The sequence below is a fragment of the Paracoccus sp. Z118 genome, assembly GCF_019061185.1.
Classification (GTDB): Bacteria; Pseudomonadota; Alphaproteobacteria; order Rhodobacterales; family Rhodobacteraceae; genus Paracoccus.
Genome location: NZ_JAHQZU010000016.1, coordinates 24,633 through 49,348, shown reverse-complemented (window position 1 = coordinate 49,348; position 24,716 = coordinate 24,633). Strand labels below are relative to the sequence as shown.

General features: G+C 69.9%; 23 protein-coding genes. 6 read left to right on the top strand and 17 right to left on the bottom strand.

Annotated features, from left to right (window positions below; translation table 11 throughout):
* Positions 1-19: 19 nt before the first annotated feature.
* Complete coding sequence (locus tag KTN05_RS13060) at positions 20-1,279, bottom strand: hypothetical protein (RefSeq protein WP_217329848.1); 1,260 nt, start codon at positions 1,277-1,279, stop codon at positions 20-22.
* On the opposite strand from KTN05_RS13060, the gene KTN05_RS13055 reads away from it, so the two are divergent.
* A complete protein-coding gene (locus KTN05_RS13055; protein ID WP_256449514.1) occupies positions 1,164-1,961 on the top strand; it encodes a tyrosine-type recombinase/integrase in 798 nt (265 codons plus the stop codon). The genes KTN05_RS13060 and KTN05_RS13055 overlap by 116 nt on opposite strands.
* Positions 1,962-1,967: 6 nt before the next feature.
* Here KTN05_RS13055 and KTN05_RS13050 read toward each other — a convergent pair whose 3' ends face one another.
* The 9 genes from KTN05_RS13050 to tkt all read right to left on the bottom strand — a co-directional run bounded on the left by KTN05_RS13050 (position 1,968) and on the right by tkt (position 10,275).
* A complete protein-coding gene (locus KTN05_RS13050; protein WP_217329846.1) occupies positions 1,968-2,333 on the bottom strand; it encodes a type II toxin-antitoxin system RelE/ParE family toxin in 366 nt (121 codons plus the stop codon).
* Positions 2,317-2,595 (bottom strand): type II toxin-antitoxin system ParD family antitoxin, encoded by a 279-nt coding sequence (locus KTN05_RS13045; RefSeq protein WP_254368193.1) that lies wholly within the window; start codon positions 2,593-2,595, stop codon positions 2,317-2,319. Before KTN05_RS13045 ends, KTN05_RS13050 begins: the two co-directional genes overlap by 17 nt.
* A 607-nt stretch (positions 2,596-3,202) precedes the next feature.
* Positions 3,203-3,871, bottom strand: coding sequence for a leucyl/phenylalanyl-tRNA--protein transferase (aat, locus tag KTN05_RS13040; protein WP_371823360.1), 669 nt, complete (start codon positions 3,869-3,871; stop codon positions 3,203-3,205).
* Positions 3,868-4,236 (bottom strand): glyoxalase/bleomycin resistance/extradiol dioxygenase family protein, encoded by a 369-nt coding sequence (locus KTN05_RS13035; RefSeq protein WP_217329845.1) that lies wholly within the window; start codon positions 4,234-4,236, stop codon positions 3,868-3,870. Before KTN05_RS13035 ends, aat begins: the two co-directional genes overlap by 4 nt.
* A 101-nt stretch (positions 4,237-4,337) precedes the next feature.
* Positions 4,338-5,687: an acetyl-CoA carboxylase biotin carboxylase subunit gene (accC, locus tag KTN05_RS13030; protein ID WP_217329844.1), complete on the bottom strand. Its 1,350-nt coding sequence runs from the start codon at positions 5,685-5,687 to the stop codon at positions 4,338-4,340.
* A 1-nt stretch (position 5,688) separates the two neighbouring features.
* On the bottom strand, positions 5,689-6,204 hold the full coding sequence (accB, locus tag KTN05_RS13025; RefSeq protein ID WP_217329843.1) for an acetyl-CoA carboxylase biotin carboxyl carrier protein: 516 nt from the start codon (positions 6,202-6,204) through the stop codon (positions 5,689-5,691).
* Positions 6,205-6,249: 45 nt separating this feature from the next.
* The gene (locus KTN05_RS13020) at positions 6,250-7,221 is read right to left on the bottom strand and encodes a lysophospholipid acyltransferase family protein (RefSeq protein WP_217329842.1); all 972 of its coding nucleotides are present in this window, start codon (positions 7,219-7,221) and stop codon (positions 6,250-6,252) included.
* Complete coding sequence (locus tag KTN05_RS13015; RefSeq protein ID WP_254368192.1) at positions 7,221-8,162, bottom strand: DMT family transporter; 942 nt, start codon at positions 8,160-8,162, stop codon at positions 7,221-7,223. Before KTN05_RS13015 ends, KTN05_RS13020 begins: the two co-directional genes overlap by 1 nt.
* A gap of 91 nt (positions 8,163-8,253) precedes the next feature.
* Positions 8,254-10,275 carry a transketolase gene (tkt, locus tag KTN05_RS13010; protein WP_217329841.1) on the bottom strand — a complete coding sequence of 674 codons (2,022 nt, stop codon included), beginning with the start codon at positions 10,273-10,275 and terminating at the stop codon, positions 8,254-8,256.
* Between the two features lie 142 nt (positions 10,276-10,417).
* Here tkt and KTN05_RS13005 point away from each other — a divergent pair, with 142 nt between their 5' ends.
* Positions 10,418-12,418 carry a hypothetical protein gene (locus KTN05_RS13005; RefSeq protein WP_217329840.1) on the top strand — a complete coding sequence of 667 codons (2,001 nt, stop codon included), beginning with the start codon at positions 10,418-10,420 and terminating at the stop codon, positions 12,416-12,418.
* Between the two features lie 125 nt (positions 12,419-12,543).
* Here KTN05_RS13005 and KTN05_RS13000 read toward each other — a convergent pair whose 3' ends face one another.
* Genes KTN05_RS13000 through KTN05_RS12990 form a run of 3 tightly spaced genes read right to left on the bottom strand, consistent with a single transcriptional unit; the run spans position 12,544 to position 15,380 of the window.
* Entirely contained in the window at positions 12,544-13,500 is a 957-nt protein-coding gene (locus tag KTN05_RS13000; protein ID WP_217329839.1) for a tyrosine recombinase, read from the bottom strand.
* A gap of 13 nt (positions 13,501-13,513) precedes the next feature.
* A complete protein-coding gene (locus KTN05_RS12995; RefSeq protein WP_217329838.1) occupies positions 13,514-15,160 on the bottom strand; it encodes a hypothetical protein in 1,647 nt (548 codons plus the stop codon).
* Entirely contained in the window at positions 15,147-15,380 is a 234-nt protein-coding gene (locus tag KTN05_RS12990; protein WP_217329852.1) for a hypothetical protein, read from the bottom strand. The genes KTN05_RS12995 and KTN05_RS12990 overlap by 14 nt, the downstream gene beginning before the upstream one ends.
* Before the next feature lie 150 nt (positions 15,381-15,530).
* On the opposite strand from KTN05_RS12990, the gene KTN05_RS12985 reads away from it, so the two are divergent.
* Positions 15,531-16,067 (top strand): shikimate kinase, encoded by a 537-nt coding sequence (locus KTN05_RS12985; RefSeq protein WP_254368191.1) that lies wholly within the window; start codon positions 15,531-15,533, stop codon positions 16,065-16,067.
* The gene (aroB, locus tag KTN05_RS12980; RefSeq protein ID WP_217329837.1) at positions 16,064-17,164 is read left to right on the top strand and encodes a 3-dehydroquinate synthase; all 1,101 of its coding nucleotides are present in this window, start codon (positions 16,064-16,066) and stop codon (positions 17,162-17,164) included. Before KTN05_RS12985 ends, aroB begins: the two co-directional genes overlap by 4 nt.
* A 188-nt stretch (positions 17,165-17,352) precedes the next feature.
* Here aroB and KTN05_RS12975 read toward each other — a convergent pair whose 3' ends face one another.
* The 3 genes from KTN05_RS12975 to hisA form a co-directional block, all read right to left on the bottom strand.
* A complete protein-coding gene (locus KTN05_RS12975; RefSeq protein ID WP_217329836.1) occupies positions 17,353-18,999 on the bottom strand; it encodes a CTP synthase in 1,647 nt (548 codons plus the stop codon).
* 148 nt (positions 19,000-19,147) lie between these two features.
* Positions 19,148-19,744, bottom strand: a complete 597-nt coding sequence (gene secG / locus KTN05_RS12970) for a preprotein translocase subunit SecG (RefSeq protein ID WP_217329835.1) — start codon at positions 19,742-19,744, stop codon at positions 19,148-19,150.
* Positions 19,745-19,894: 150 nt separating this feature from the next.
* Positions 19,895-20,614, bottom strand: coding sequence for a 1-(5-phosphoribosyl)-5-[(5-phosphoribosylamino)methylideneamino]imidazole-4-carboxamide isomerase (gene hisA / locus KTN05_RS12965; RefSeq protein ID WP_217329834.1), 720 nt, complete (start codon positions 20,612-20,614; stop codon positions 19,895-19,897).
* Between the two features lie 161 nt (positions 20,615-20,775).
* Between hisA and KTN05_RS12960 the strand changes: the two genes are divergently transcribed.
* Positions 20,776-21,162: a DUF2147 domain-containing protein gene (locus KTN05_RS12960; protein ID WP_217329833.1), complete on the top strand. Its 387-nt coding sequence runs from the start codon at positions 20,776-20,778 to the stop codon at positions 21,160-21,162.
* Positions 21,163-21,343: 181 nt separating this feature from the next.
* Here KTN05_RS12960 and edd read toward each other — a convergent pair whose 3' ends face one another.
* On the bottom strand, positions 21,344-23,143 hold the full coding sequence (gene edd / locus KTN05_RS12955; protein WP_217329832.1) for a phosphogluconate dehydratase: 1,800 nt from the start codon (positions 23,141-23,143) through the stop codon (positions 21,344-21,346).
* A gap of 277 nt (positions 23,144-23,420) precedes the next feature.
* Here edd and KTN05_RS12950 point away from each other — a divergent pair, with 277 nt between their 5' ends.
* Positions 23,421-24,713: an adenylosuccinate synthase gene (locus tag KTN05_RS12950; protein WP_217329831.1), complete on the top strand. Its 1,293-nt coding sequence runs from the start codon at positions 23,421-23,423 to the stop codon at positions 24,711-24,713.
* Positions 24,714-24,716: the final 3 nt, after the last annotated feature.

Here is a 24,716-nt window from a genome sequence, read left to right as displayed (position 1 = left end):
TCGGCGATGGCCGCCAGCGTCACGCCCGGCCGCGCGCTGCGCTACGCCGGGGCTCCGCGCGCGGCCTCCTACACCAACCGCTGGGACACTGCCTCCCGGCCCCGTGCCTGACCTTCTCCACGGTCGCATAGACATGCCCGGACGCCCGCGCCCAGCACGCGCCGATCTGGGTCTTGTTGCGGGTATCCTCGTTGGTGGCCCGGTCAGCGCCCTTGTATTCGAGCACGAACAGGCGTCCGTCCGTCAGCTTCGCCACGAAGTCGGGGTAGAAGTTGTCCTTCAGCAGCGGCAGCGAGAAGCTGTCGCGATGCCGCGGGATGTTACGTAGCCAGACTTCGACCTCCTCCAGCGCATCGAGAGCCTGAGCGCAGGCGAACTCCTCGCCGGTCTCGTCGCCGTCGAAGGCGGGGACGGCATCGTTGCCGAGCAGGTGTTTCTGGAAGCGGAGCCGGTTCAGCGGCGTCAAGGCGACATCGCGGTAGGTCGAGGCGCCAAAGCGGATCGTAGCGTCCTTCGACACCGTGGGTGCGGCGCCTTCACCGAACAATGCGGCCTGCCGCATCGCCCCTCGTGCCGCCTCGCGCTGTTCGGAGATGCGCTGGCGCAGCTTGTCGGTCAGCGCCTCTGCGGTGTCGTGAAACTCGGGTTCCGAGACATGGGCATAAGCCATGTTCAGCGCGGGATTCTTGCGGCGCTCGGCATAAGGCATCCGCAATACACGGCCGAGCAACTGCTCGACCGCCGTGGCGCTGCGGAGCTTCTGCGTCGCGCAGAGGACATAGGCCGAGAGGCAGTCCCAGCCCTCGCGCAGCGCCTGCACGGTGATGACGTGGCGCGTGGGCTCCGAAGGGTCGCGCAGGTTCACCCCGTCCAGTTCGCGCCGGTCGCCGGTAGCGATCTTTATCCATGACGGGGAGACCAGCCGCTCGCGGTGCAGATAGTCGCGGATCTGATCGACATTCGGCTCGCGGCCCTTGGCCTGTGCCTGATACAGCACCACCGGGCGGATGTGATCCTTGTCGCGCTTCGCCTTCTCTTCCAGCATCCGTTGGGTCCGCAGCGCGCCATCGACGGCGGATCGCCAATCGCCGTGAGGTCGCAGGCGGATCGGCAGCTTGATCATCTGCTCGTCCTTCAGCGCCGTCGCGGTCACGTTGAACAGGATGTTGTTGCGGTCCTTGGGCGTCGCGGTGAACTCGATCACCGCAGCCGGGCGCACGCGGGCCTGCACGTCGCGCGACAGGCCCGTGACGGCGTTATGCGCCTCGTCCACGATCATCAGCGGGCGGACCGCGCCGGCGGACCGGCCGAAGAAGGGGCGCTATCTCTCGTTCGACGAGATTGCAGCACTGACCGACGCTGCAGAGCGCGAGCATATGCGCGACCTCCTGATCCTTGCGCTCGGCACCGGCGCCCGTGTCGGAGCCTTGTGCGACATCGAGGGCGCGTATGTTCATTTGGATCTGGGCGTCATCAACCTGATGAAATGGGGGGAACTGCAGTCGAACAAGCGCAAGCCCATCGTCCCAATCAGCGGGCCAATGGGAGAGGTACTCACTCGGCTGACGGCCCAGCACGGCGGCGGATACCTGTTGCGGGCAGGGGGCAAGCCATTGGCCGAGGGCTCGCGCAACTGGACCCAGATGATTCATCGCTTGGTGGGGCGTGCCGGGATCGACAAGGGCTTGGCGAAAGGACAGACGGGGGCGAACTGGTATTCGATCCGGCACACCTTCGGTGATTTTCTGGCCGGGCGCGTGCCGGATTTCGCCATCTCGGCGGTGATGGGCCACACTTCGATCACGATGTCCGAGCGGGATCGCCTGTTCGCCGGAGGTTCGCCCACGACCGAGATCTACAAGCGCCGGCAGCTCCAGCCCGTTCTCGATGTCGGGGAGGCGTTGGCAGCAGACTGGTGGCCGGAGATCATCAAGCGATCCCGAACCTTGCAGCGGGGCTGATGCCCGTCATCCTGCGCGCGGCGGCTCGTCTCCGAGTAGGCGGATGAGCATCCGCCGACGATGATCCTGTCCGCCGAAGAACACCGCGAGGACGCGCACCACCTGCGCGTCCTCGTCAATATCGAAATACAGGATCGCCCGCTCCTTGGTTACGCGCCGCAGGCCGGGTAGAAGATCGTGATCCAGCGTGCCCTGATGTGGAGCATCGCCGAGCGCGAAGATTGCGTTCTCGATGGCTCTCACGCGCCGCGCGGCCTGATCGTATGCTCTGTCGGTCTGCTCGCCAAAGTCGAGAGCGGCGGCCAGCAGGAAGTCGAAGATCAGCGCAAGATCAAGATCAGCCTCTGCCGAACGCTCAACCGTCCAGGCCAAGGGCCGCCCGCTTCCGTGCCAGCATCGTCTCGGTGCGCTTGCGTGCCTCGTCTGCCCCGAGGAAGGCGCCAGCGCGGCGCTGCTCCAGCAGGCTGCGCAGGGCTGCGGTGTCAGTCTCGCGCGCCTCGGTTTCTTCGTGGAGAAGGTCCAGCGCACGCTGGACGACGGCACTGACACTGGAATACTTCCCTTCGGCGACAAGGCTGCGCGCGAAGGCATCCTGCCGATCCGTGAGAGAGATCGAGGCCTTGACGGTCATCATCGTGAACCCTGTGCTGGTGCTACCCAGTAGTATTCTGACCGAAGCGCGATGAGCTTGCAACTGCATCAGTTGGCTGACGCACCACTGATACAGTGCTCGGATTACTGATGCAACTGATGCAACAATCAAGAATGTCAATGTATATCAGCGCATTGACCCTGAACGAAGCTCATATGCAGGACGTCCAGATCACGCGGGAGTCGCCGAATTATAGGCTTGGATGATCCCCCTGCGTTTACTCCGCGATCATTCTGCCGGACATACCGACATTACTCCCTGGCATCGCGCCAGCGCTGTCTGAGTCGAGTAAAGCGCCGGTTCCGCCTCATCATCGAGCGTTGGCAGGCGCGCCAGCATTGTGGTGCTGCCGCGCCGGCGAGCCGATCGTCCGCCGACATATGCCGCTGTCTTGGGGGCGGAGTGCCGTGCGACGTAGGAGCCAGCGCCGGACGCGTTCGCATGAGGGGCGATGCGGCGTCCCGATGTTCCAAGGCCAAGCCCTGCCGCAAGGGCGCGGGGAGAAGCCTGTGCCCCGCGGCGTGTTGCGCCGCCATTCCGGCCGCGGCCCCGGCGGGACAGCGGCATGCCTGCTGCGGCCGCGCCGCTCTCATTCCATCGCGGCGAGCAGGCCTTCCGCGTCCCGCAGCGGCCTTGCGTGGAAGTCCGCCTCATGCGTCAGCGCCTGCGACAGGCGGCGGCGATAGCTGGCGCGGGTGATCTCCTGCCCGCCCATGCTGGCGAGGTGGCGGGTAAGATACTGGGTGTCGAACAGCGTGAAGCCGCAGTCGGCAAGGTGCCGCGACAGCCAGACCAGCGCCATCTTGGAGCCGTCGGTTTGCGTGGAGAACATGCTTTCCCCGAAGAACGCCCCGCCCAGGGTCACGCCGAAGATGCCGCCGGCCAGCTTGCCGTCATGCTCGACCGCCAGCGCGTGGGCGTGGCCGAGGGCGTGAAGCTCGGCATAGGTGCGGGCCAGCGTCGCGTTGATCCACGTCTCGGGCCGGTCCGCGCAATGGGCGACGATGCTGTCGAAGTCGGGGCGGGTGGTCGCAGTCCAGCCGCCGCCGCGCAGGCTGCGCCGCAGGCTGCGCGAGGCGTGGACGCTGCCCACCGGCAGGATGCCCCGGTAAGGCGGGTCGAACCAGTTGAGCCGGGGACTGGCGGCCGCCTGCGCCATCGGAAACACGCCGAGCGCATAGCCGCCCAGAAGCTGTGCCGCCGTCAGCGGGGGCGTCGGGCCCGTTTCCACCACCGTGCTGCGCAAGGCTGTCGTCACTCCTGCGTGCTGATCCACCAGACGGTGCCGTTCCCGTCGGTGATGCCGCCGCGGTGGTCGCCGTCGGCCGCCCGCTCGGGCGGCTGGACCACGGTTCCGCCCGCGGCCTTCGCGCGCTCGAATGCGGCCAGAACGTCAGGGACATAGACATGGACCTGGCTGTCCGGGGCCTCGGCGACCTCGCCCATCATCACGACGGTGTCGTCGATCCGCGCTTCGGCGTGCATCACACCGCCGCCGGGGCGGGGGATCACCCGTAGCCGCTCGGCGCCGAACACGGCCTGAAGAAAGGCCAGCGTCCGTTCGGCATCGCGCACATAAAGATAGGGGCTGACACTGGTATACCCGTCGGGCTTCCACGCCATGACCGGAACCTCCCTCCCAGAAGTCGGGGGACCCTAACCCGCGCGCCGCCGCAAGTGCAAACGAATGTGGCCCGCCCTGCCGCGATGCGGCAAGGTTACGCTCAACTTGTCAGATTGCGTGCCAGCCAGCGTTCCAGCCAGTGAATCGAGTAATCGCCGCGCTGGATGTCGGGGTCCTTCAGCAGCTCGCGGAACAGCGGCACGGTGGTGTCGATGCCGTCCACGATCAGCTCGCCCAAAGCGCGGTTCAGCCGGGCGAGCGCCTCGGGCCTGTCGCGGCCGTGGACGATCAGCTTGCCGATCAGCGAATCGTAATAGGGCGGGATCGTGTAGCCGTCATAGATTGCTGCATCCATCCGCACGCCAAGTCCGCCCGGCGCGTGATACTGCGTCACCCGGCCGGGGCAGGGGGCGAAGTTCGGCAGTTTCTCGGCGTTGATCCGCACCTCGATCGCGTGGCCGCGGATCGACAGCTGGTCCTGCGTGAGGCTCAGCGGCTCGCCCGCCGCCACGCGTATCTGCTCGCGGACAAGGTCCACGCCGAAGATCGCCTCGGTCACGGGATGCTCGACCTGAAGCCGGGTGTTCATCTCGATGAAGTAGAATTCGCCGTCCTCGAACAGGAACTCGACTGTCCCCGCGCCGGAGTAACCCAGCTTGGCCATCGCATCGGCGCAGACCTTGCCGATGCGGGCGCGTTCCTCGGGGGTGATGGCGGGGCCGGGCGCTTCCTCCAGCACCTTCTGGTGGCGGCGTTGCAGCGAGCAGTCGCGCTCGCCCAGATGGATTGCGCCCCCGCGACCATCGCCGAAGACCTGCACCTCGATATGGCGCGGCTTCTGAAGGTATTTCTCGATATAGACGTCGGGATTGCCGAAGGCGGCCTTGGCTTCGGCCCGCGCGGTGCGGAAGGCGACTTCCAGCCCCGCCTCGTCATGGGCGACCTTCATCCCGCGCCCGCCGCCGCCGGCGGTGGCCTTGATGATGACCGGATAGCCGATCTCGGCCGCGACGCGGCGGGCGTCCCCGACGTCGTTCACCCCGCCTTCCGAGCCGGGGACCACTGGAATCCCCAAGGCCGCGGCGGTTTCCTTGGCGGTGATCTTGTCGCCCATGATGCGGATATGGTCCGCTTTCGGGCCGATGAAGGTCAGGCCGTGATCCTCGACCATCTGCACGAAGGTCGCGTTCTCGGACAGGAAGCCGTAGCCGGGATGGATCGCCTGCGCGCCGGTGATCTCGCACGCCGAGATGATGGCGGGCATCGACAGGTAGGACGCGGACGAGGGCGGCGGGCCGATGCAGACCGATTCGTCGGCCATGCGGACATGCATCGCCTCTTCGTCGGCGGTGGAGTGGACGGCGACCGAGGCGATGCCCATCTCGCGGCAGGCCCGGATGACGCGCAGCGCGATCTCGCCCCGGTTGGCGATCAGGATCTTGTCGAACATCTTATTCGACGATCATCAGCGGGGTGCCGAACTCGACCGGGGTGCCGTCCTCGACGAGGATGCGGCGGACGGTGCCGGCGCGCGGGGCGGGGATGTGGTTCATGGTCTTCATCGCCTCGACGATCAGCAGCGTGTCGCCTTCGGCGACCTGCTGGCCGGGGGTGACGAACGGCGCCGCGCCGGGCTCGGGCGCGAGATAGACCGTGCCGACCATGGGCGAAGGCACCGCGCCGGGCAGGTTCGCCGGATCGTTGCCGGCCGGGGCCGCAGCGGGGCCGGCGCCTGCCGGGGCATGGCCGGGCGCGGCCAGCATCTGCGGCGCCATCTGATAGGCGGGCGCCTGCGCCTGCATCACCACCTGCGCGCCCTGCTTGGCGAGCTGCACTGTCAGGCGGTCGTTCTCGCCATATTCACGCTCGACCGAGAGTTCGGTGAGTTCGTTGCGGTTCAGCAGTTCGGCCAAGGCCTGGATGAAGGCCACGTCGCTTTCATGCGTCTTTTCGTCTTTGTCGCTCATCGGGTCTCTGCCTCGTGCCGTTCTGCGGTTGCGGCGGTGCGCCGCTTATAGACTGTTGTCCGGGTCAAGGGAAACCGTTTCAGGCCCGCCGACCGGGGCGGGACGATCGTCCGGCTCGTCGCCCGGTTCCACGTCGCCGCCGCGCCGCTTCTTCCAGCGGCGATGGACCCACAGCCACTGCTCCATATGGGCGCGGACCATGACCTCCAGATCGTCGTTCAGCGCCTGCATCATCTCGGCGGGCTCGCCATGCGGCACCGGCTCGCCCACGCGGATGCGGAAGCTCAGACCGTCCGGCTGGCGGATGGCGGTGACAGGGATCAGCAGGGCGTCATGGCGAAGCGCCAGTTCGGCCGGGGTCAGCACGGTTTCCGTCGGCAGGCCGAAGAAACGCAGGGTCGTGCCGTGATGGTCATATTGGTCGAACCCCAGCGCCAGCAGCCCGCCGCCGCGCAGGAAGCGGATCATGGCGATCAGCCCGGCGCGGCTGCGCGGAAACAGCGGCTCGCCGATGGTCGAGATCGCGGGGACGTAATGGCGGTTGAACGCCTCGTTGTTCATGGGGCGGTAGAGCCCGCCGACCTTCCAGCCCCGCGCGATCATCCCCGCGCGCATCGCGTCGTAATTGCCGAAATGCGCGGCGGCGAGGACCACGGGACGCCCCGCCGCGACCGCCTGTTCCAGCGCCGGAAGGCCGGGGCCGGTCAGCGGGTCCGATGCGGCGATGCGGGCGGTGAACTCGGCGCCCGAATAGGTCTCCATCATCGCGCGGCCGGCATTGTCGGGGACGGCGCGGGTGAGGCGGCGGACCTCGGCTTCCGGCAGGTCGGGGCGGGCGAGGGCGAGATTGGCGCGCACCCGCTTCGGCCAGCCGGCCAGCGGGCCGGCGATATGGGCGAAGGCCCAGCCCATCGCCGGGATGCGCCGGCGATAGGGCAGCAGCCGGGCCAGCCGGATCATCCCGATGAACAGCCCGCTTGTCAGCCGGTCGCGCAGGGGAATGCGGCCCTCCGCCATCAGCGGGCCCGGCGCATGGCCTGCGCCTCTCGCGTCCAGACGTAGATCCCGGCGGCGACGATTATGGCGGCGCCGAGGAAGGTCCAGCCGTCCGGCACGTCGCCGAAGAACAGCCACCCCCAAAGCCCGGCCCAGATCAGCCCGGTATAGCCGAACGGCGCCACGGCCGAGGCCTCGGCCAGCGAGAAGGCCTTGATCAGCAATGCCTGCGCCATCGTCCCCAGGACTCCCAGAGTTGCGAAGGCCCAAAGATCCTCGGCCCGGATCGGTTCCCAGACGAATGGCGCGACGAGCGAGGCGCCGAGCGTCGCGACCCCCGTGGACCACAGAATCGAGGTCGCCGTGCCGTCGCCCCGCACCATCCGCGTCAGGACCGCCCCGGCGGCATAGCTGACTGCCCCGAACAGCGGCAGAATGGCGGCCGGATGCAGCACGCCCGAGCCGGGGCGGATGATGATGAGCGCCCCGACCAGCGCGGCCAGGATGCCGAGGACGCGGCGGATGCCGATCCGCTCGCCCAGGAAGATCGCCGCGGCCAGCGTGATGAGCACCGGGTTGATGTCCATGATCGCCGTCGCCTCGGCCAGCCCGATATACTGCAGCGCCGCGAAGAACAGCGCCAGCGAGCCGAGCTGCGTCAGCCCGCGCCCGACCTGCAGCCAGGGCGAGTTCGAGCGGACCACCTTCGGCAGCCTCGGCCCGAGCAGCAGCAGGACGATGGCGAGGTTGATGGCAAGGCGCGTCCAGACGACCTGCGCCGGGTGGTAATGCGCGGTCAGGTGCTTGCCGGTCGCGTCCATCAGCGTGAACATGAGCACCGAGCCGAGCAGCATGAGGATGCCGGTGCTCTGCGCGCTCATGGTCGGGGCATCGCGGGGGGTATGGCGCAGGCCGTCAGCCTCGCGCCCCATCAGGGCCTTGGCGCGGGGCAGGGGGCGCATCAGCGGCGCGCCTTGGGCGGAGCGTCACTGCCGGACGCTCCGCGGGGGATATTTGGGGACAGAAGATGGGCCGGCCGTCCCCAAGCGGCGATCACAGCAGGGCCTTGACCTTGGCGACCGTTGCTTCCGGGGTGATGCCGAACTCCTGATACAGCCGTTCCGCCGGGGCGGAGGCACCGAAGCCGGTCATGCCGATGAAGCCCGCGCGCTTTTCCGCGCCGCGCTCGCCCATCAGCAGCCAGTCCCACGGCTGACGGATCGCCGCCTCGATGGCGACGCGGACCGGACCTTCGGGCAGGACGCCGGCGCGGTAATCCTCGTCCTGATCGCGGAACAGCTCCATGCAGGGGACGGAGACGACGCGGGTGGGCGTGCCCTCGGCTTCGAGCGTTTCGGCGGCCTTCACCGCGATCTCCACCTCGGAGCCGGAGGCCAGCAGGATCGCCTTCGGTTCGCTCGACGCTTCGCGCAGGACATAGGCGCCGCGGGCGGTCAGGTTCTCGTCGGTGTGCTCGGTGCGGACGGTCGGCAGGTTCTGCCGCGACAGGGCGAGGATCGAGGGGGTGCTTTCGGTCGTCAGCGCCAACTCCCACGCCTCGGCGGTTTCCACCAGATCGGCGGGGCGGAAGGTCCAGGTGTTCGGCGTCGCCCGCAGCAGCGCCAGATGCTCGACCGGCTGGTGGGTCGGGCCGTCCTCGCCCAGACCGATCGAGTCGTGGGTCATCACATAGACGACCGGCACGCCCATCAGCGCCGACAGCCGCATCGCGCCGCGCGCATAGTCGGTGAAGGCCAGGAACGTGCCGCCATAGGGACGGAAGCCGCCATGCAGGTAGAGGCCGTTCATCGCCGCCGCCATGCCGTGTTCGCGGATGCCGTAATGGACGTAGCGACCCAGCCGGTTCTCGGCCGAGAAGATGCCGAGGTCCTTGGTCCGGGTGTTGTTCGAGCCGGTCAGATCCGCCGAGCCGCCGATGGTTTCCGGCAGGATCGGGTTCACGGCCTCCAGCACCAGTTCCGACGCCTTGCGGGTCGCGACCTTGGGCCTGTCGGCGCTGGCCTTGCGCTTGAGGTCGGCGATGGCCGGAGCGAGCCGGTCGTTCGCCTCGCCGGCCACGCGGGCGGCGAAGGCGTTGCGGCGGTCCGAGGGCAGCGCATCGACGCGGGCGGCCCACGACTCGCGCTCGGCCCTGCCGCGCGCGCCAAGCTCGCGCCAGCGGGCGACCAGCTCGTCCGGCAGTTCGAAATCGCCGTGGTCCCAGGCATAGGCGAGCCGCGTCGCCGCGATCTCCTCGATCCCCAGCGGCGATCCGTGGACGCCCGAGGTGCCGCCCTTGGCGGCCGAGCCGAAGCCGATGATGGTCTTGCAGGACACCAGAACCGGGCGGCCGTCATCCTGCTTCGCCTCGGTCAGCGCGCGGTCGATGTCGGCGGGGTCGTGGCCGTCGCAGGAGATCGTGCGCCAGCCCGACGCCTCGAACCGCTTCAGCTGGTCGGTCGAATCCGACAGCGACACCGCGCCGTCGATGGTGATGTCGTTGTTGTCCCACAGCACGATCAGCTTGCCCAGCTTCTGGTGCCCGGCGAGCGCGATCGATTCCTGACTGATCCCTTCCATCAGGCAGCCGTCGCCGGCGATGACCCAGGTGCGGTGGTCGCAGAGTTCCGCGCCGAACTCGGCCCGCATCTTCTCTTCTGCCATCGCAAAGCCCACGGCGGCGCCGAGGCCCTGACCCAGCGGGCCGGTGGTCGTCTCGATCCCCTCGGCATGGCCGTATTCCGGGTGACCCGCCGTCGCCGCGCCCCACTGGCGGAAGTTCTTGATCTGGTCCAGCGTCATCTGCTCGAACCCGGTCAGGTGCAGCAGCGAATAGATCAGCATCGACCCGTGGCCCGCCGACAGGATGAAGCGGTCGCGGTCGAACCAGTTGGGGGCCGAGGCGTCGAACTTGAGGTGCCGCCCCCACAGGACGGTCGCGACATCGGCCATGCCCATCGGCATCCCCGGATGGCCCGAGTTCGCGGCCTGCACGGCGTCCATCGACAGCACGCGGATGGCGCTGGCGAGGCTCCAGTGATCGGGGTCGGCCAGGCGGTGCGGGGTCAGATCCATGACGGCGGTCCTTCATGTGCGGGATTGCCCGCCCTGATAGGCAGAGGCCGGGACGGTTGCAAGCTGCGCGGCTTCGGTGGTTGCCGCCTGCCAGCGCAGGCCGTAAGCACGGGGGCGTGCCCTCCGCCAAAGGACCGCTGCGATGAGCAATGCGCCCGCCATCATCGGATTTCGGCAGGACCGCGCGGGGGCGCGGATCGTCGGAATCCTGAACGTCATGCGGCTGTCGCGGCTGTTCGGCGTGGAGGCGCGTTTCCAGTGGCTCAGCCAGCCGGGCGGCCCTTACCCCGAGCTTTCCGACCCGGCGGCGTTCTTCAAGCCGAACTTCATCGCCCGCCATATCGACGTGGTGACCGAGGCGCCGGATCTGGGCGGGCGGCGCAGCGTCACCGCGGCATCGGCGCAGCTCAACCTGGCGAACTTCGGCAGGGCGCTGGAGGGCGGGGCGCTGTTTCACAGCGAGTCGGCCTTCGCCGTGGACCGCTTTCAGGGCGAGGATGCCGCGCAGGTCGCCATGCGGGTCCGTGATATCGCCGCCGAGCTGAAGCTGGCCGCCCCGCTCGCCAAGGCGCTGCGGAAGATGCAGCGGCAGATCGAGAAGATGGGCGGCGGTCCGCCCGCCGCGATCCATGTGCGGCGCGGCGACATCCTCGACGGCGATCCGTGGTCCTACAGCGCTTGGCCCAGCAAATATGTGCCCGACGAGTTCCTGCAGGCCTATGCGGATCGCCAGCCGGGGCCGGTGGTGGCCTTTTCCGACACGCCCGATGCGGTGCTGCATCTCGCGAAGGGCCGCGAGCGGATCATCCCGGTGGATCGCCTGCTGGCGGAACATGCCGGGGATGTCCCGCCGGGCGCCGCCCGCGACGTGCTGGAACTGCTGCTGATGGCCCGCTGCCGCTCGGTCGGGGCGCCCTCGCAAAGCGCGTTCTCGCGCGCCGCGCAGGTGGTCGGCGGGGGCGAGGTCGTGGCGCTGCCCTATGACCTGCCGGTGCAGGTCAACCGGCAGGCCTATGACGCGCTGCTGGACCGGGTCATCGCGGCGCCGGACAGCTTCTACGCGCCGGGCGATCTGGCGCAGTCCGCCGCCTATGCCATCCGCCACGTGGTCAGCACGAATCGCGTCCCCGACCTGCTGGCCGCCTTCGAGGGCCGCGCGGATTTCACGAGGCGCTTTCCGTTCGTACTCGTCGCGCTGGCCGAGGCGGCCGAGCAGACCGGCCATGCCGCCGTGGCGCAGGATCTGGCCGAGCGGGCGCTGGCCGAAAAGATGCTCCGCCCCCGCGACCGGAACCGGGCGCGCAACCTCATCATGCTGGGGCAAAGCCGGGCGAAGCTGTCGCGGACCGAGCCGGCGCAGGACGAGGAGGCCGGGGATCTGGACGCCGCCTTTGTCGAACGGGCGCTCAAGGCGCAGGGCGCGGATTCGCGGTCGCTGGCCGCCTCGGCGTGGCTGATCCTGTCGCGGCCGGGTGCCGCGGGGACGCAGCTTCTGTTCCCGCCGCTTCTGGGGCAGATGATCCAGTCCGCGGCCGAGCCGGACCCGCAGGCGGAAAAGCTGCTGCCGCTGTGGGCGTTCCTGTGCGACTGGGACGATCTGGTCCGCAGCGAGAGCCTGCGCGCCGGGATGCGCCACCGCCCGGCGATCAACGTCAAGCTGGCCGCGGCCGAGCGGCCGCTGCACCTGTTCGAGGCGGCGGCAGGCGCCGGGATCGACCCGCCCGAGCCTGACGACGATGTCGCCCTGCTCCTCGGCTATGCGGCCAGCGTCATGGTCCTGCACGGGCGCCTTCGCCGGGCCTATCCGCTGCTGAACTGGCTGGAGAAGGTCCGCCCCGCCGATGCGATCACCGCCAGGCGGCTGTCGAACGCCTTCTTCCAGGCGGGCAACCGCAAGGCCGGATGGATGTGGCTCGACAACGCAATTTCCCGTGCGCCGGGCAACGCGCTGCTGCATCTGTCGGCGGGACTGCGGGCGCATGAGCACGGCTTCCCGAACCGCCGCCGCGACCATCTCGCCGCCGCCGTCCGGCTGTGGCCGGAGTTCGGGATGGCGGAAAGGGTGCAGCGGCGGCTGAAGAAGCAGGCGGCGCGGGCCGCCGACCCGGCGAGCGCGGCTCGAGCATCACCCGCAGGCGGTTGACGTCGGGGTGCAGCCCGTGCCGCGCGGCTCAAGCGCCAACAATCTGGCTGGCCGTGCCGATGCCAAGACATGCGCGCCCGGCTTCGGCTTGGCGCGGCTCTGCGGGCGCGGACGTCCCTCCCCGCTCAGCCGTCCCTCGCCAACGGATGATGCTTCAGCACCAGCTCGCGTTTCCGTTCATCGAGGACATGGGTATAGATCTCGGTCGTGCCCAGATCGGCGTGGCCCAGCAGGGTCTGGATCGACCTCAGATCGGCCCCGCCTTCGAGCAGGTGGGTGGCGAAGGCGTGGCGGATGACATGGGGCGTCACCCGCTGAGGCGGCAGCCCGGCGGCGGCGGCGATGCGGCCCAGCAGCCCGTGGAACGCCTGCCGCGTCATGTGCCCCGCCGCGCCCCGTGCCGGGAACAGCCAGCGCGCGCCGTTGCCGCGCACCAGCCTGCCGAGCGGCGTGTCGGCATCCGCGCCGTCGCGCAGTTCCAGCCAGCGCGACAGCGCCTGCTGCGCCGGGCGGGTCAGGGGGACCATCCGCTCCCTCCCGCCCTTGCCGCGCACCAGCAGCAGGCGCGGATTGCCCCGGCAGGCATCGACGGGCAAGCCCACCAGCTCGCTCACCCGCAGCCCGGTGGCATAGAGCAGTTCCATCGCGCAGATCGTCCGGGCCGCATCCTCGGGCGAGCGGTCCAGCGTGGCGGCGGCGTCCAGCAGGGCGGTCATCTCGGTCTGCGTGAGGGTCCGCGGCAGGCGCCGCGCCCGGCCGGGGCCGCTGATGCGGATGGCGGGGTCGTCCTGCCGCCAGCCCTCCTCCAGCGCGAAGCGGAAAAGCTGGCGGATCGACGACAGCCGCCGCGCCCGTGTCGCGCGCGCGAGGCCGATGGAGTCGCAATGGGACAGGTAGCCCTCGATCCCCTCGCGCGGCACGGCGGGAATGGTCAGCCCGCGCCGGGACAGCCACTCGGCGAAATCGCGCAGGTCGCGGCCATAGGCGAGGATCGTGTTCCGCGCTGCGCCCGCATCGGCGGCCTGCGCGTCGAGGAACGCGCCGATCCGCCGCAGATCCGCCATGGCCGCCTGTCCGGTCATGGAAGCAGGGCGCTCACGGCGCGCCCCGCGGCAGTTCGGGCAGCAGCATCAGCTCGACCGCGGCCTGCCCGGCGGCATCGGCGTGACCCAGCGCCCGCAGGGTCCGCAGCCCCCGCGCGGCACGGTCCATGTCGCCGTCGAGCCCCGCATCGACATCGGCGATGGCCTCCAGCAGCGCCCGGCCGACCGGCGCGTCCGAAGGGGATTCGGCGGCGGCGAGCGCCTCGCCCAGTCGGGCGGCGCGGTTCTGCGGGTCGCTGCCCGGCGGCGCGGCTTGCGCGCCTGCGGCAAGGCTGGCGGTCCAGCGCAGGCTTTCGGGCGCATCCTCGGCCGGCGTGACCGGCAGCCCGGCCAGCAGCCGCAGCGTGACGGCGGCATCGCCTGCCGGGCCGGCGGCGGGACGCTCGGGCAGGCGCCCGGCGATCATGTCGGCCAGCGCAGGCGCAAGCCCCGCCGCCGAGAACTGGCGCAGGGCCTCGGGCAGGGCCGTATCCAGCGCTGCCGGATCGCCCGATTCCAGCGCGGCGGCCAGCGCCTGAAGCGCCGCCGCCCGGTCCCAGACGCCGCCCGACGCGGCGGGCTTCTGCTCGGTATGGATCGAAGCGAGCTGCGCCGGCGGCAGGACGCCCGCGCGGGCGAGCCGCTCGGCCGCCTCCAGCCGGGCCTTCCAGCCGCCGTTCTGGGTGATATCCGCCCAGGCGTAGATCAGCGGCAGCGGGCCGGTGGCGAGCGGCTGGCCCACCGCCTCGTGCAGATCGAAGATCAGCGGGGTGACGGAGGCGGGGTCGGGCAGGCCGTCCTCGATCTCGGCGTAGCCATCGTCGAGGAACCGGGCCAGCAGCGCGGCGGTGGGGGCGTCCACGAGCCCCAGCGGCTCGGCCCCGCCGAGGCTCAGCGCCGCCGCCGCCCAGTCGCCGTTCAGCGCGAGGCAGTAGATGCGGGTCGCCATGTCCCGCGCCAGCCCCGGCCGGGCCGCGAGATCGGCGCAGGAGCGCAGCTCCTCGCCCGCCAGCAGGTCCAGATCGAAGCTGCGGGCGAATCGCTGCGGATCGTTCGTGCCCGCCGCCTGCAGCAGCGCCCGCGCGCCGGGCAGGTCGCCCGCCGCGATCAGCCGGTCCACGCGGGCCAGCAGCAGGCCGCCTTCGGGCAGGCTCTCGCGCGGGGGCACGGCAAGCTGGGCGCTGAGGATGCGGTGGAACAGCGCCTGCATGGCGGGCAGGCGCGGGTCGGTTTCGGCGATCAGGGCCGCCATCTCGTCGGCGGTCATCCCGCTCCACAGATCGGCGGGAAGCCCTGCCGCCCGCGCTGATTGCAGCCCCGCCGCATCGGCATTGCCCTGGCCGAGCCGCGTCACGGTGATGGGCGAGGGGGCCGCGCTTTCAGCCACGGGCGCGCGGCTGCCTGCCGCTGGCGCAGCGGGCTGGCCCGGCGGCGCGGCGAGCGTCCCCCGAGACGGCGGCCGGCGCCGGGCGGCGTCGGGCGGCACGCCGTCCGAGGGGCGCCAGCCCGAGGTCGTATCCGGCGGCGGCGCATTGCCCGCGATCCAGTCATTCGCCGACAGCGGCGCCTGCGCGGCCGAAAGGCCCGGCAGCGCGGCGCAGGCCAGCGCCAGCAGACCCGCCCGCAGCCCGGCGGTGGCGGGGCGATCAGTCCAGGTCATCGGCAGACTCGCCCGCGGTGTCGGCATCGGCTTCGGCGGACGGGACGGGGGCGACGTTCGGAACCGCCGCCGCGTCCTGGGGGTCGGGGGCGCCCAGTTCAAGCTGGACCGGCACCCGGATTTCGGTCGGGTCGGCCGCCATGTCCCCGAAATAGGCGTAGCCCGCCAGCCCGATCAGGGCCAGAATCAGCAGGACCACCACCAGCCGCAAAAGCCGCATCTCGTTCGCCTCATCATTGCTTGTGCGCCGGTCTGCCCGCCGGCTCGGCGGAATTATAGATGGAATTTCCGGCAAGATCACGCCATTGACCGTAACCGGCATGAAAATGCCGCGAAGCACAGCTGGAACGGGAATGGCAGGACGCGAAGGATGGGCAGGAATATCGTTCTGATCGGCATGATGGGGGCCGGCAAGACCGCCGTCGGGACCGAACTCGGTCGCCGCCTCGGCCGGCAATTCGTCGATTCGGACGCCGAGATCGAGGCCGCCGCCGCCATGTCCGTGTCGGAAATCTTCGCCCGCGATGGCGAGGCGTTCTTCCGCGACCGCGAGACCGAGGTGCTGGACCGGCTGCTTGCCGCCGGGCCGCGCATCGTGGCGACCGGGGGCGGCGCGTGGATCCAGCCGCGCAATCGCCATCTGATCCATCGCTCGGGCGCGGCGCTGTGGCTCAACTGCGATCTCGAGACGCTGTGGCGGCGGGTGAAGGCCCGCACCACCCGCCCGCTGCTGCAGACCCCCGACCCGCGCGGCACGCTGGAACGCCTGCTGGCCGAGCGGATGCCCGTCTATGCCACCGCCGACATCGTCGTGGATGTCGCCCGCGAGGACACCATCGCGGCCACCGCCGACCGCGTCACCGCGGCCATCAAGTCCACCCGCCCCGACCTGCTGGAGCCCGCATGACCACCATCCAGACCGTTCCCGTCGCCCTGGGTGAGCGTTCCTACGACGTCCGCATCGGCCCAGGCCTGATCGCGGATGCGGGCGCGCATCTCGCGCCGCTGCTCAAACGCCCGCGCGTGGCCATCGTCACCGACGAGACCGTCGCCGCGCTGCATCTGCCGGCGCTGACGGCGGCGCTGGCGGCCGCGGGGATCGAAGCGGCGGCGCTTGCTCTGCCGGCCGGTGAGGCGACGAAGTCGTGGGCGGAGCTTGGCCGCACGGTGGAATGGCTGATCGCGCAGAAGGTCGAGCGCGGCGATCTGATCGTCGCACTGGGCGGCGGGGTCATCGGCGATCTCGCGGGCTTCGCGGCGGCGATCCTGCGGCGGGGCGTGCGCTTCGCGCAGTTGCCCACGACCCTGCTGGCGCAGGTGGACAGCTCGGTCGGCGGCAAAACGGGGATCAACTCTCCTCAGGGCAAGAACCTGATCGGCGCGTTCCACCAGCCGAGCGTCGTGCTGGCCGATATCGACGTGCTGGCGAGCCTGCCCGAACGCGATTTTCGCGCCGGTTACGGCGAGGTCGCGAAATACGGGCTGCTGGGGGACGCGGCGTTCTTTGCCTGGCTGGAGGAGAACGGCCCCAGGCTGCGCGATGACAGGGCCGCATTGCAGCACGCCGTCGCCCATTCGGTGGCGATGAAGGCCGATATCGTCGCGCGGGACGAGACCGAGCAGGGCGACCGGGCGCTGCTGAACCTCGGCCACACCTTCGGCCATGCGCTGGAATCCGCCACGGGTTATTCCGCCCGGCTGCTGCACGGCGAGGGGGTCGCCATCGGCTGCACGTTGGCGTTCGATCTGTCGGCGCGCATGGGCCTTTCCCCGCAGGAAGACCCCTCGCGCGTCGCCGCCCACTTCGCGGCGATGGGACTGCCCTCGCGGCTGGCCGACATTCCGGGCGACCTGCTCGGTGCCGACGCGCTGATCGCGCTGATGGGGCAGGACAAGAAGGTGGTGGAGGGGCGGCTGCGGATGATCCTCGCCCGCGGGATCGGGCAGGCGTTCGTCACCGATCGGGTGGATATGGTGGCGCTGCGGGCGGTGCTGGGCGGCTGAGCAGCCCGGTTTGCCGGTGCGTGGGGGCACGCATCCTGGGGGAGTGTTCCCCGTCCGACATCTACGCCCTGCGCAGGCAGGAGATGGGATTTTTACACCGGCGAGCGCGGGTCAGCCTGAGCATTGAGGCTTTGCCCGGTGGGGTGCGTGATTCCCACGCCCCACTTCTCAGGCACCGACCGGCGCCTTCAGACCATCCGCTCCAGCTCCTTCGCCGCGCGCACGAAGTCGCGGAACAGCGGGGCCGGCTCGAAGGGCTTCGACTTCAGTTCCGGGTGCGACTGCACGCCGATGAACCACGGATGGTCGCGGACCTCGACCACTTCCGGCAGACGCCCATCCGGCGACATGCCGGAAAACCACAGCCCCGCCTCCTCCAGCTGGTCGCGATAGGCGGCGTCGATCTCATAGCGGTGACGGTGGCGGTCCTCCATCTCGGTCGCGCCGTCATAGATCTCGCTGATCTTCGAGCCGGGGGCGAGGCAGGCGGTATAGGCGCCAAGCCGCATCGTGCCGCCCTTGTCGTCGGTGATCTTTCGCTCGACCCGGTGGTTGCCCTGCACCCATTCCTTGAGGTGATAAACGACCGGCGTGAACCGGGCCTCGCCCGCCTCGTGATCGAACTCCTCGGACCCGGCGTCGGGGATGCCGGCGAGGTTCCGGGCCGCCTCGACCACGGCCATCTGCATCCCGAGGCAGATGCCGAAATACGGCACCTCGCGCTCGCGCGCGTATCTCGCCGCCGCGATCATGCCTTCGGTCCCGCGCTCGCCGAAGCCGCCGGGGACGATGATGCCGTGATAGCCGTCGAGCAGGTGCGTGCCCTCGGGCTTTTCCAGCTTCTCGGCGTCGATCCATTCGGGGCGCACGCGGACGCGGTTGGCCATCCCGCCATGCGTCAGCGCCTCCGCGATGGATTTGTAGGCGTCCTCGAGCTGCGTGTATTTGCCGACGATGGCGATCTTCACCTCGCCCTCGGCATTGGTCAGGCGGTCCATCACGTCGTCCCACCGGCGCAGGTCGGGGCGCGGGGCGGGGCTGATCTGGAAGGCGTCCAGAACGGCCCGGTCCAGCCCGGCGCGGTGATATGCCAGCGGCGCCTCGTAGATCGACTTGAGGTCATAGGCGGGGATCACGGCGTCGGGACGCACGTTGCAGAACAGCGCGATCTTGGCCCGCTCGCGGTCGGGGATGGGATGTTCCGAGCGGCAGACCAGCACGTCCGGCTGAAGCCCGATGGACCGCAGTTCCTTGACCGAATGCTGCGTCGGCTTGGTCTTCAATTCTCCGCTCGCAGCCAGATACGGCAGCAGCGTCAGGTGCACCAGGATGCACTGGCCGCGTGGGCGGTCCTGACTGAACTGGCGGATCGCCTCGAAGAAGGGCAGCCCCTCGATGTCGCCCACGGTGCCGCCGATCTCGCAGAGCTGGAAGTCCACCTCGTCCTCGCCGATGGAGAGGAAGTCCTTGATCTCGTTGGTGACGTGGGGGACCACTTGGATGGTTTTTCCGAGATATTCGCCGCGGCGTTCCTTTTCCAGCACGTTGGAATAGATGCGGCCGGCGCTGACGGTGTCGGTGCTGCGGGCCGAGACGCCGGTGAAGCGTTCGTAATGGCCGAGGTCGAGGTCGGTTTCCGCGCCGTCGTCGGTGACGAACACCTCGCCATGTTCAAACGGCGACATCGTGCCGGGATCGACGTTCAGATAGGGGTCGAGCTTGCGCAGCCGCACGGTGTAGCCCCGCGCCTGAAGCAGCGCCCCCAGCGCGGCCGAGGCAAGGCCCTTGCCAAGCGAGGACACGACGCCGCCGGTGATGAAGATGTAACGCGCCATGCGGGCCCCCGTGATGTTTCCTGCAGTCGATGCGCGCGGTCCATGCGACCCGCATCACGGGAGTCGGGCAATACCCGATTCTCCGCCAGCCCGCAACGGACCGCGACAAAGAGTGGCGGCGCCGGATGGCGCCCCCTGATGGTGGTTGTCAGTTCGTGCTTGCCGGTTCGGTCAGCGGAACGCGGATGGTGCGCGCGCCCTCGGGCGCGTCGGGTGCGGTCTCGCCCATCGGCACGCGGACCGCGCCGTTGGCGGCGGCCGGGGCTTCCACCTCGGTTGCCGGAGCGGGTGCGGGCGGCGTGATTGCAGTGCCGGGCAGCACCGGCAGCGGGGCCGAGGTATCGGACGCCGGAAGCGCCGTGCCGGGAATTGCCGGGCCGGTCGCGCCGGGCGGCAGGATCGGCTGGCCCACGCCGGGCGGCGGGGCATAGTCGGGCAGCGACGGCACGCCAGCGGGCGCGTCGGCCTGCCCGCCCGGTGCGGGCGAGATACGGTCCATGATCGAGGCGCCCGCCGAGTTTCGCGCGGCGATGACGGTCAGTGCGATCGAGGTGACGAGGAACGCGCCCGCCAGCAGCCAGGTGGCCCGCGTCAGCGCGTTGGCCGCCTGACGCCCGGTCATCACGCCCCCGCCGCCGCCTCCGCCACCGAGTCCCAGCCCGCCCCCTTCGGACCGTTGCAGCAGCACCACGCCGATCAGCAGCAGGGCGAGGATCAGATGCACAGTAAGGACGACGTTCTGCACGGAATGGCCTTTCTCGCGGGACGCGCCTTACTAGTCAGGCGCGCGGGTGATGGCAAGCGACGCGCGGGGCGTCCCGCAACGTCAGGTGGAGGCGTGGCAAGGACGCGCCTCGAGCCGGGCGGCAGGCCCTCATGCGCCCGGCCCGCGCCGTCATGCCCGAAGCGCCGCCAGCGCCTCTTTCAGGTCCAGCGCCCCGTCATAAAGGGCGCGGCCCGAGATCGCCCCGGCGATCGCGCCGGTGTCGCGCAGCGCGATCAGGTCGCTGAGCGACGAGACGCCGCCCGAGGCGATCACCGGGATCGTGACCGCCCGCGCGAGCGCCTCGGTCGCCAGGATATTCGGCCCTTCCATCGCCCCGTCGCGGTCGATGTCGGTATAGATGATGGCGGCGACGCCCGCGTCCTCGAACCGGCGGGCGAGGTCGGTGGCTTTCACCTCGGTCTCCTCGGCCCAGCCGCGGGTCGCCACCCGGCCGCCGCGGGCGTCGATGCCGACGGCGACACGGCCCGGAAAGGCGGCGGCGGCCTCGGCCACCAGGTCGGGCTGCTCGACCGCGACGGTGCCGAGGATAACGCGGGCCACGCCGCGCGCAAGCCAGGCTTCGATCGTCGCCATGTCGCGGATGCCGCCGCCAAGCTGGACGGGGATTTCCACCGCCGACAGGATCGCCTCGACGGCCCCGCCGTTCACCGGGCGGCCGGCGAAGGCGCCGTTGAGGTCCACCAGATGCAGCCATTGCGCCCCGGCCGCGGCAAAGCTGCGCGCCTGCGCGGCCGGATCGGTGCCGAACACGGTCGCCGCGTTCATGTCGCCGCGCAGCAGGCGCACGCAGGCGCCATCCTTCAGGTCGATGGCGGGATAGAGGATCATGCCGGCTGCTCTCCGTCTGATTGTGGTGATGGGCCGCGCGTTCATTGCCACAGCGGCGGCGCGGGGGAAAGCAGGCAGAGCGCGGCATTTCCACGCTGCGTCGCTCTTGCGGGAATCGGGCCGCTCGGGATGATGGTCAGCCGGGATCAAGGGAGGAACCCATGAGGATTTTCGCACTCGCCGCCGCTTTCGCGCTGGCGGCGTCCGGCGCCGTGGCCGCCGACCCCATCGAGGGAATCTGGCAGACCCAGGCCGATGAGGGCTCGCTGGCGCTGGTCAGCATCGAGCCCTGCGGCGGCGCGTTCTGCGGCACCATCGTCAAGACCTACAAGGACGGCGCGGAATACCCCTCGCCCAATGTCGGCAAGCAGATCGTCCGCAGCATGGCCCCGATCGGGGACGGCTCATACGAAGGGCAGGTGTGGCGGCCCGCGAACGACAAGGTCTATCAGGGCAAGGCCTCGCTCAGCGGGCAGTCGATGAAGCTGTCGGGCTGCGTGGCGGGCGGGCTGATCTGCAAGAGCCAGACCTGGATCAAGCTGAGATAGCGTCGCCGGGGGGGTGGCTTTGCGTCCCATTCGTGGGGCGGGACGGCGTCAGGCTGCCGGTCGCGTCGTTCCTGCGCTCACGCCATGACCTGAACGTGACGCCGGTCCGCAATCCGCTGTTTGCGTGATGCTGGCCAGCGGCTCGTTCGGCACCATGTCCGGGCACCAAGGAAGCGCAATCTCAGACGACCAGCCCCGCCCCCTCGTCGGCGGGCGCGGCATGGGCGCGGAAGGCGGCGAACAGCTCGCGCCCGATGCCTTCGGCGCTCGGCGCCGGATCGTAGGGCGCGGGCGGGCGGTCCATGAAGCCCGGCTCCAGACATTCCAGCGTGCCCGTCACCGCGTCAACCCGGACCAGATCACCGTCTCGCAGCCGGGCGAGCGGCCCGCCGGTCGCCGCCTCGGGCGTGACATGGATCGCCGCCGGCACCTTGCCCGAGGCACCCGACATCCGCCCGTCCGTGACCAGCGCGACCCGCAATCCGCGGTCCAGCAGCACCGAAAGCGTGGGCGTCAGGCTATGCAGCTCCGGCATGCCATTGGCGCGCGGTCCCTGGAAGCGGACGACGACAACGGTATCCTCGGTGAACTCCCCCGCCCTGAACGCGGCCTTCACCGCGTCCTGATCGTCGAAGATGCGGGCGCGCGCCTCGACCACGTGCAGCTCGGGCTTGACCGCCGAGGCCTTGATGACCGCACGGCCCAGATTGCCCGTCAGCGTGTGCAGCCCGCCGGCTCTGGCAAACGGCGCCGCCACCGGACGCACGATCCGGTCATTGAGACTCTCGCGCGGGCCGTCCACCCATTCCACGCCGTTACCCGTCAGGCGCGGCTCGGTCGTGTAACGCTCCAGCCCCTCGCCGGCGACGGTGGTGGTGTCGGGATGCAGCAGCCCGCCCGACAGCAGCTGGCCGATCAGGAACCCGAGGCCCCCCGCCGCGTGGAAATGGTTCACGTCCGCGAGCCCGTTGGGATAGACGCGGGCGAGCAGCGGCGTCACCTCACTGAGGTCGTGGAAGTCCTGCAGGTCCAGCACGATCCCCGCCGCCCGCGCCATCGCCGGCAGGTGGATGACGTGGTTGGTGGACCCGCCCGTCGCCATCAGCCCGACGATCCCGTTGACGAAGGCCCGCTCGTCCAGGATCGCGCTGACGGGGGTGTAGTCGTTCCCCAGCCGGGTGATCTGGGCCGCGCGGTGGACCCCGGCGACGGTCAGCGCCTCGCGCAGCGGCGTGTTCGGGTTGACGAAGCTTGCGCCGGGCAGGTGCAGGCCCATGAACTCCATCAGCATCTGGTTGCTGTTGGCGGTGCCGTAGAAGGTGCAGGTGCCGGGCGAGTGATAGCTCGCCATCTCGGCCGCCATCAGCGTGGCGCGGTCCACCCGCCCGGCCGCGAAATCCTCGCGGGTGCGGGCCTTCTCGTCATTGGGCAGGCCGGACGGCATCGGCCCGCCCGGCAGGAACACCGCCGGCACATGGCCGAAGGTCGCGGCGGCGATCACCAGCCCCGGCACGATCTTGTCGCAGATGCCGAGCCACACGGCGGCGTCGAACACGTCATGCGACAGGGCGACCCCGGCGGCCAGCGCGATCACGTCGCGCGAGAACAGCGACAGCTCCATCCCCGCGCGTCCCTGCGTCACGCCGTCGCACATGGCGGGAACGCCGCCGGCGACCTGTGCCGTGGCGCCTGCCTCATGGGCGGCGCGGCGGATCAGGTCGGGATAGCGCTCATAGGGCTGATGGGCCGACAGCATGTCGTTATAGGCCGTCACGATCCCGATATTCGGACGCGCGGTCTGCGCCATGTCGGCCTTGTCCTCCATCGCGGCATAGGCATGGGCCTGGTTGCCGCAACTCAGATGCGCCCGGCGCGGGCCCTCCTCGGCCTGCCGCGCGATCTTCGCCAGATAGGCGGCGCGTTTTCCCTCGGATCGTTCGCGGATGCGGTCGGTGACGCGGACGACGGTGTCGTTGAGCATGGCGGGCCTCCGGCTTGCGCTTCCCTCGACATAGGAAGTTAGCGTTAACGGCGCAATGCGCCCGCAGGTTGCCTCGGCCCGCGATGGGCGTCTTTGGTGCCCAAATAGCGTCGGGGCTGCCGAGCGCCCGGAAAACGGTCCAGTGGACCGTTTTCAGCGAGGCAGGCCCGCAAGGGCGGGGGCAGACGGCCCCCGCTTCCGCCCGTGCCGCTTTACCGGCTTTTCCGCGGCGGCCGGGACAGCTATACCCCCGCCGGATCGCAGAAAAGGACCGGACATGGCGAATGTGGTGGTGGTCGGCGCCCAGTGGGGTGACGAGGGCAAGGGCAAGATCGTCGACTGGCTGTCCGAACGCGCCGACGTGATCGCGCGGTTTCAGGGCGGCCATAATGCCGGTCACACGCTGGTCATCGGGGGCGAGGTGTTCAAGCTCTCGCTGCTGCCCTCGGGCATCGTCCGCAAGGGCAAGCTGGCCGTGATCGGCAACGGCGTCGTGCTGGACCCCTGGGCGCTGTTCTCGGAAATCGGCAAGCTCGCCGCGCAGGGGGTCGAGATCTCGACCGACAACCTGATGATCGCCGAGAACACGCCGCTGATCCTGCCGCTGCACCAGGACCTCGACAAGCTGCGCGAGGACGCGGCGGGCGCGTCCAGGATCGGCACCACCGGCCGTGGCATCGGCCCGGCCTATGAGGACAAGGTCGGCCGCCGCGCGATCCGCGTCGCCGACCTCGCGGACGACGAGACGCTGGACAGCCGCCTCGACCGCCTGCTCGCCCATCACGATCCGCTGCGGCAGGGGCTGGGGGCGACGCCGGTGGACCGGGCCGAACTCAAGGCGAAGCTGCTGGAGATCGCGCCGAAGCTGCTGCCCTTCGCGCAGCCGGTCTGGAAGATCATGGCCGACGCCCGCAAGGCCGGCAAACGCATCCTGTTCGAAGGCGCGCAGGGCGCGCTTCTCGACATCGACTTCGGCACCTATCCCTATGTTACCTCCTCCACCACCATGTCGGGCGCGGCGGCCAGCGGCACCGGCATGGGGCCGGGCGCGATCGGCTATGTGCTGGGGATCGTGAAGGCCTATACGACCCGCGTCGGCTCCGGCCCGTTCCCGACCGAGCTGGACGACGAGATCGGCCAGCGCCTCGGCGAGCGTGGGCACGAGTTCGGCACGGTGACGGGGCGCAAGCGCCGCTGCGGCTGGTTCGATGCCGCGCTGGTGCGCCAGACCTGCGCCATTTCCGGCGTGAACGGCATCGCGCTGACCAAGCTGGACGTGCTGGACGGGTTCGAGACGCTGAAGATCTGCACCGGCTACGAGGTGGACGGCAAGCATTACGACCACCTGCCCACCGCCGCCGCCCTTCAGGCCCGCGCCGTCCCCGTCTATGAGGAGATGGAGGGTTGGACCGAAACCACTGAAGGCGCGCGCAGCTGGGCCGACCTGCCCGCCGCCGCCATCAAGTATGTGCGCCGGATCGAGGAACTGATCCAGTGCCCGGTCGCGTTGCTCTCGACCAGCCCGGAGCGGGATGACACGATCCTGGTCCACGACCCTTTCGCGGATTGAACC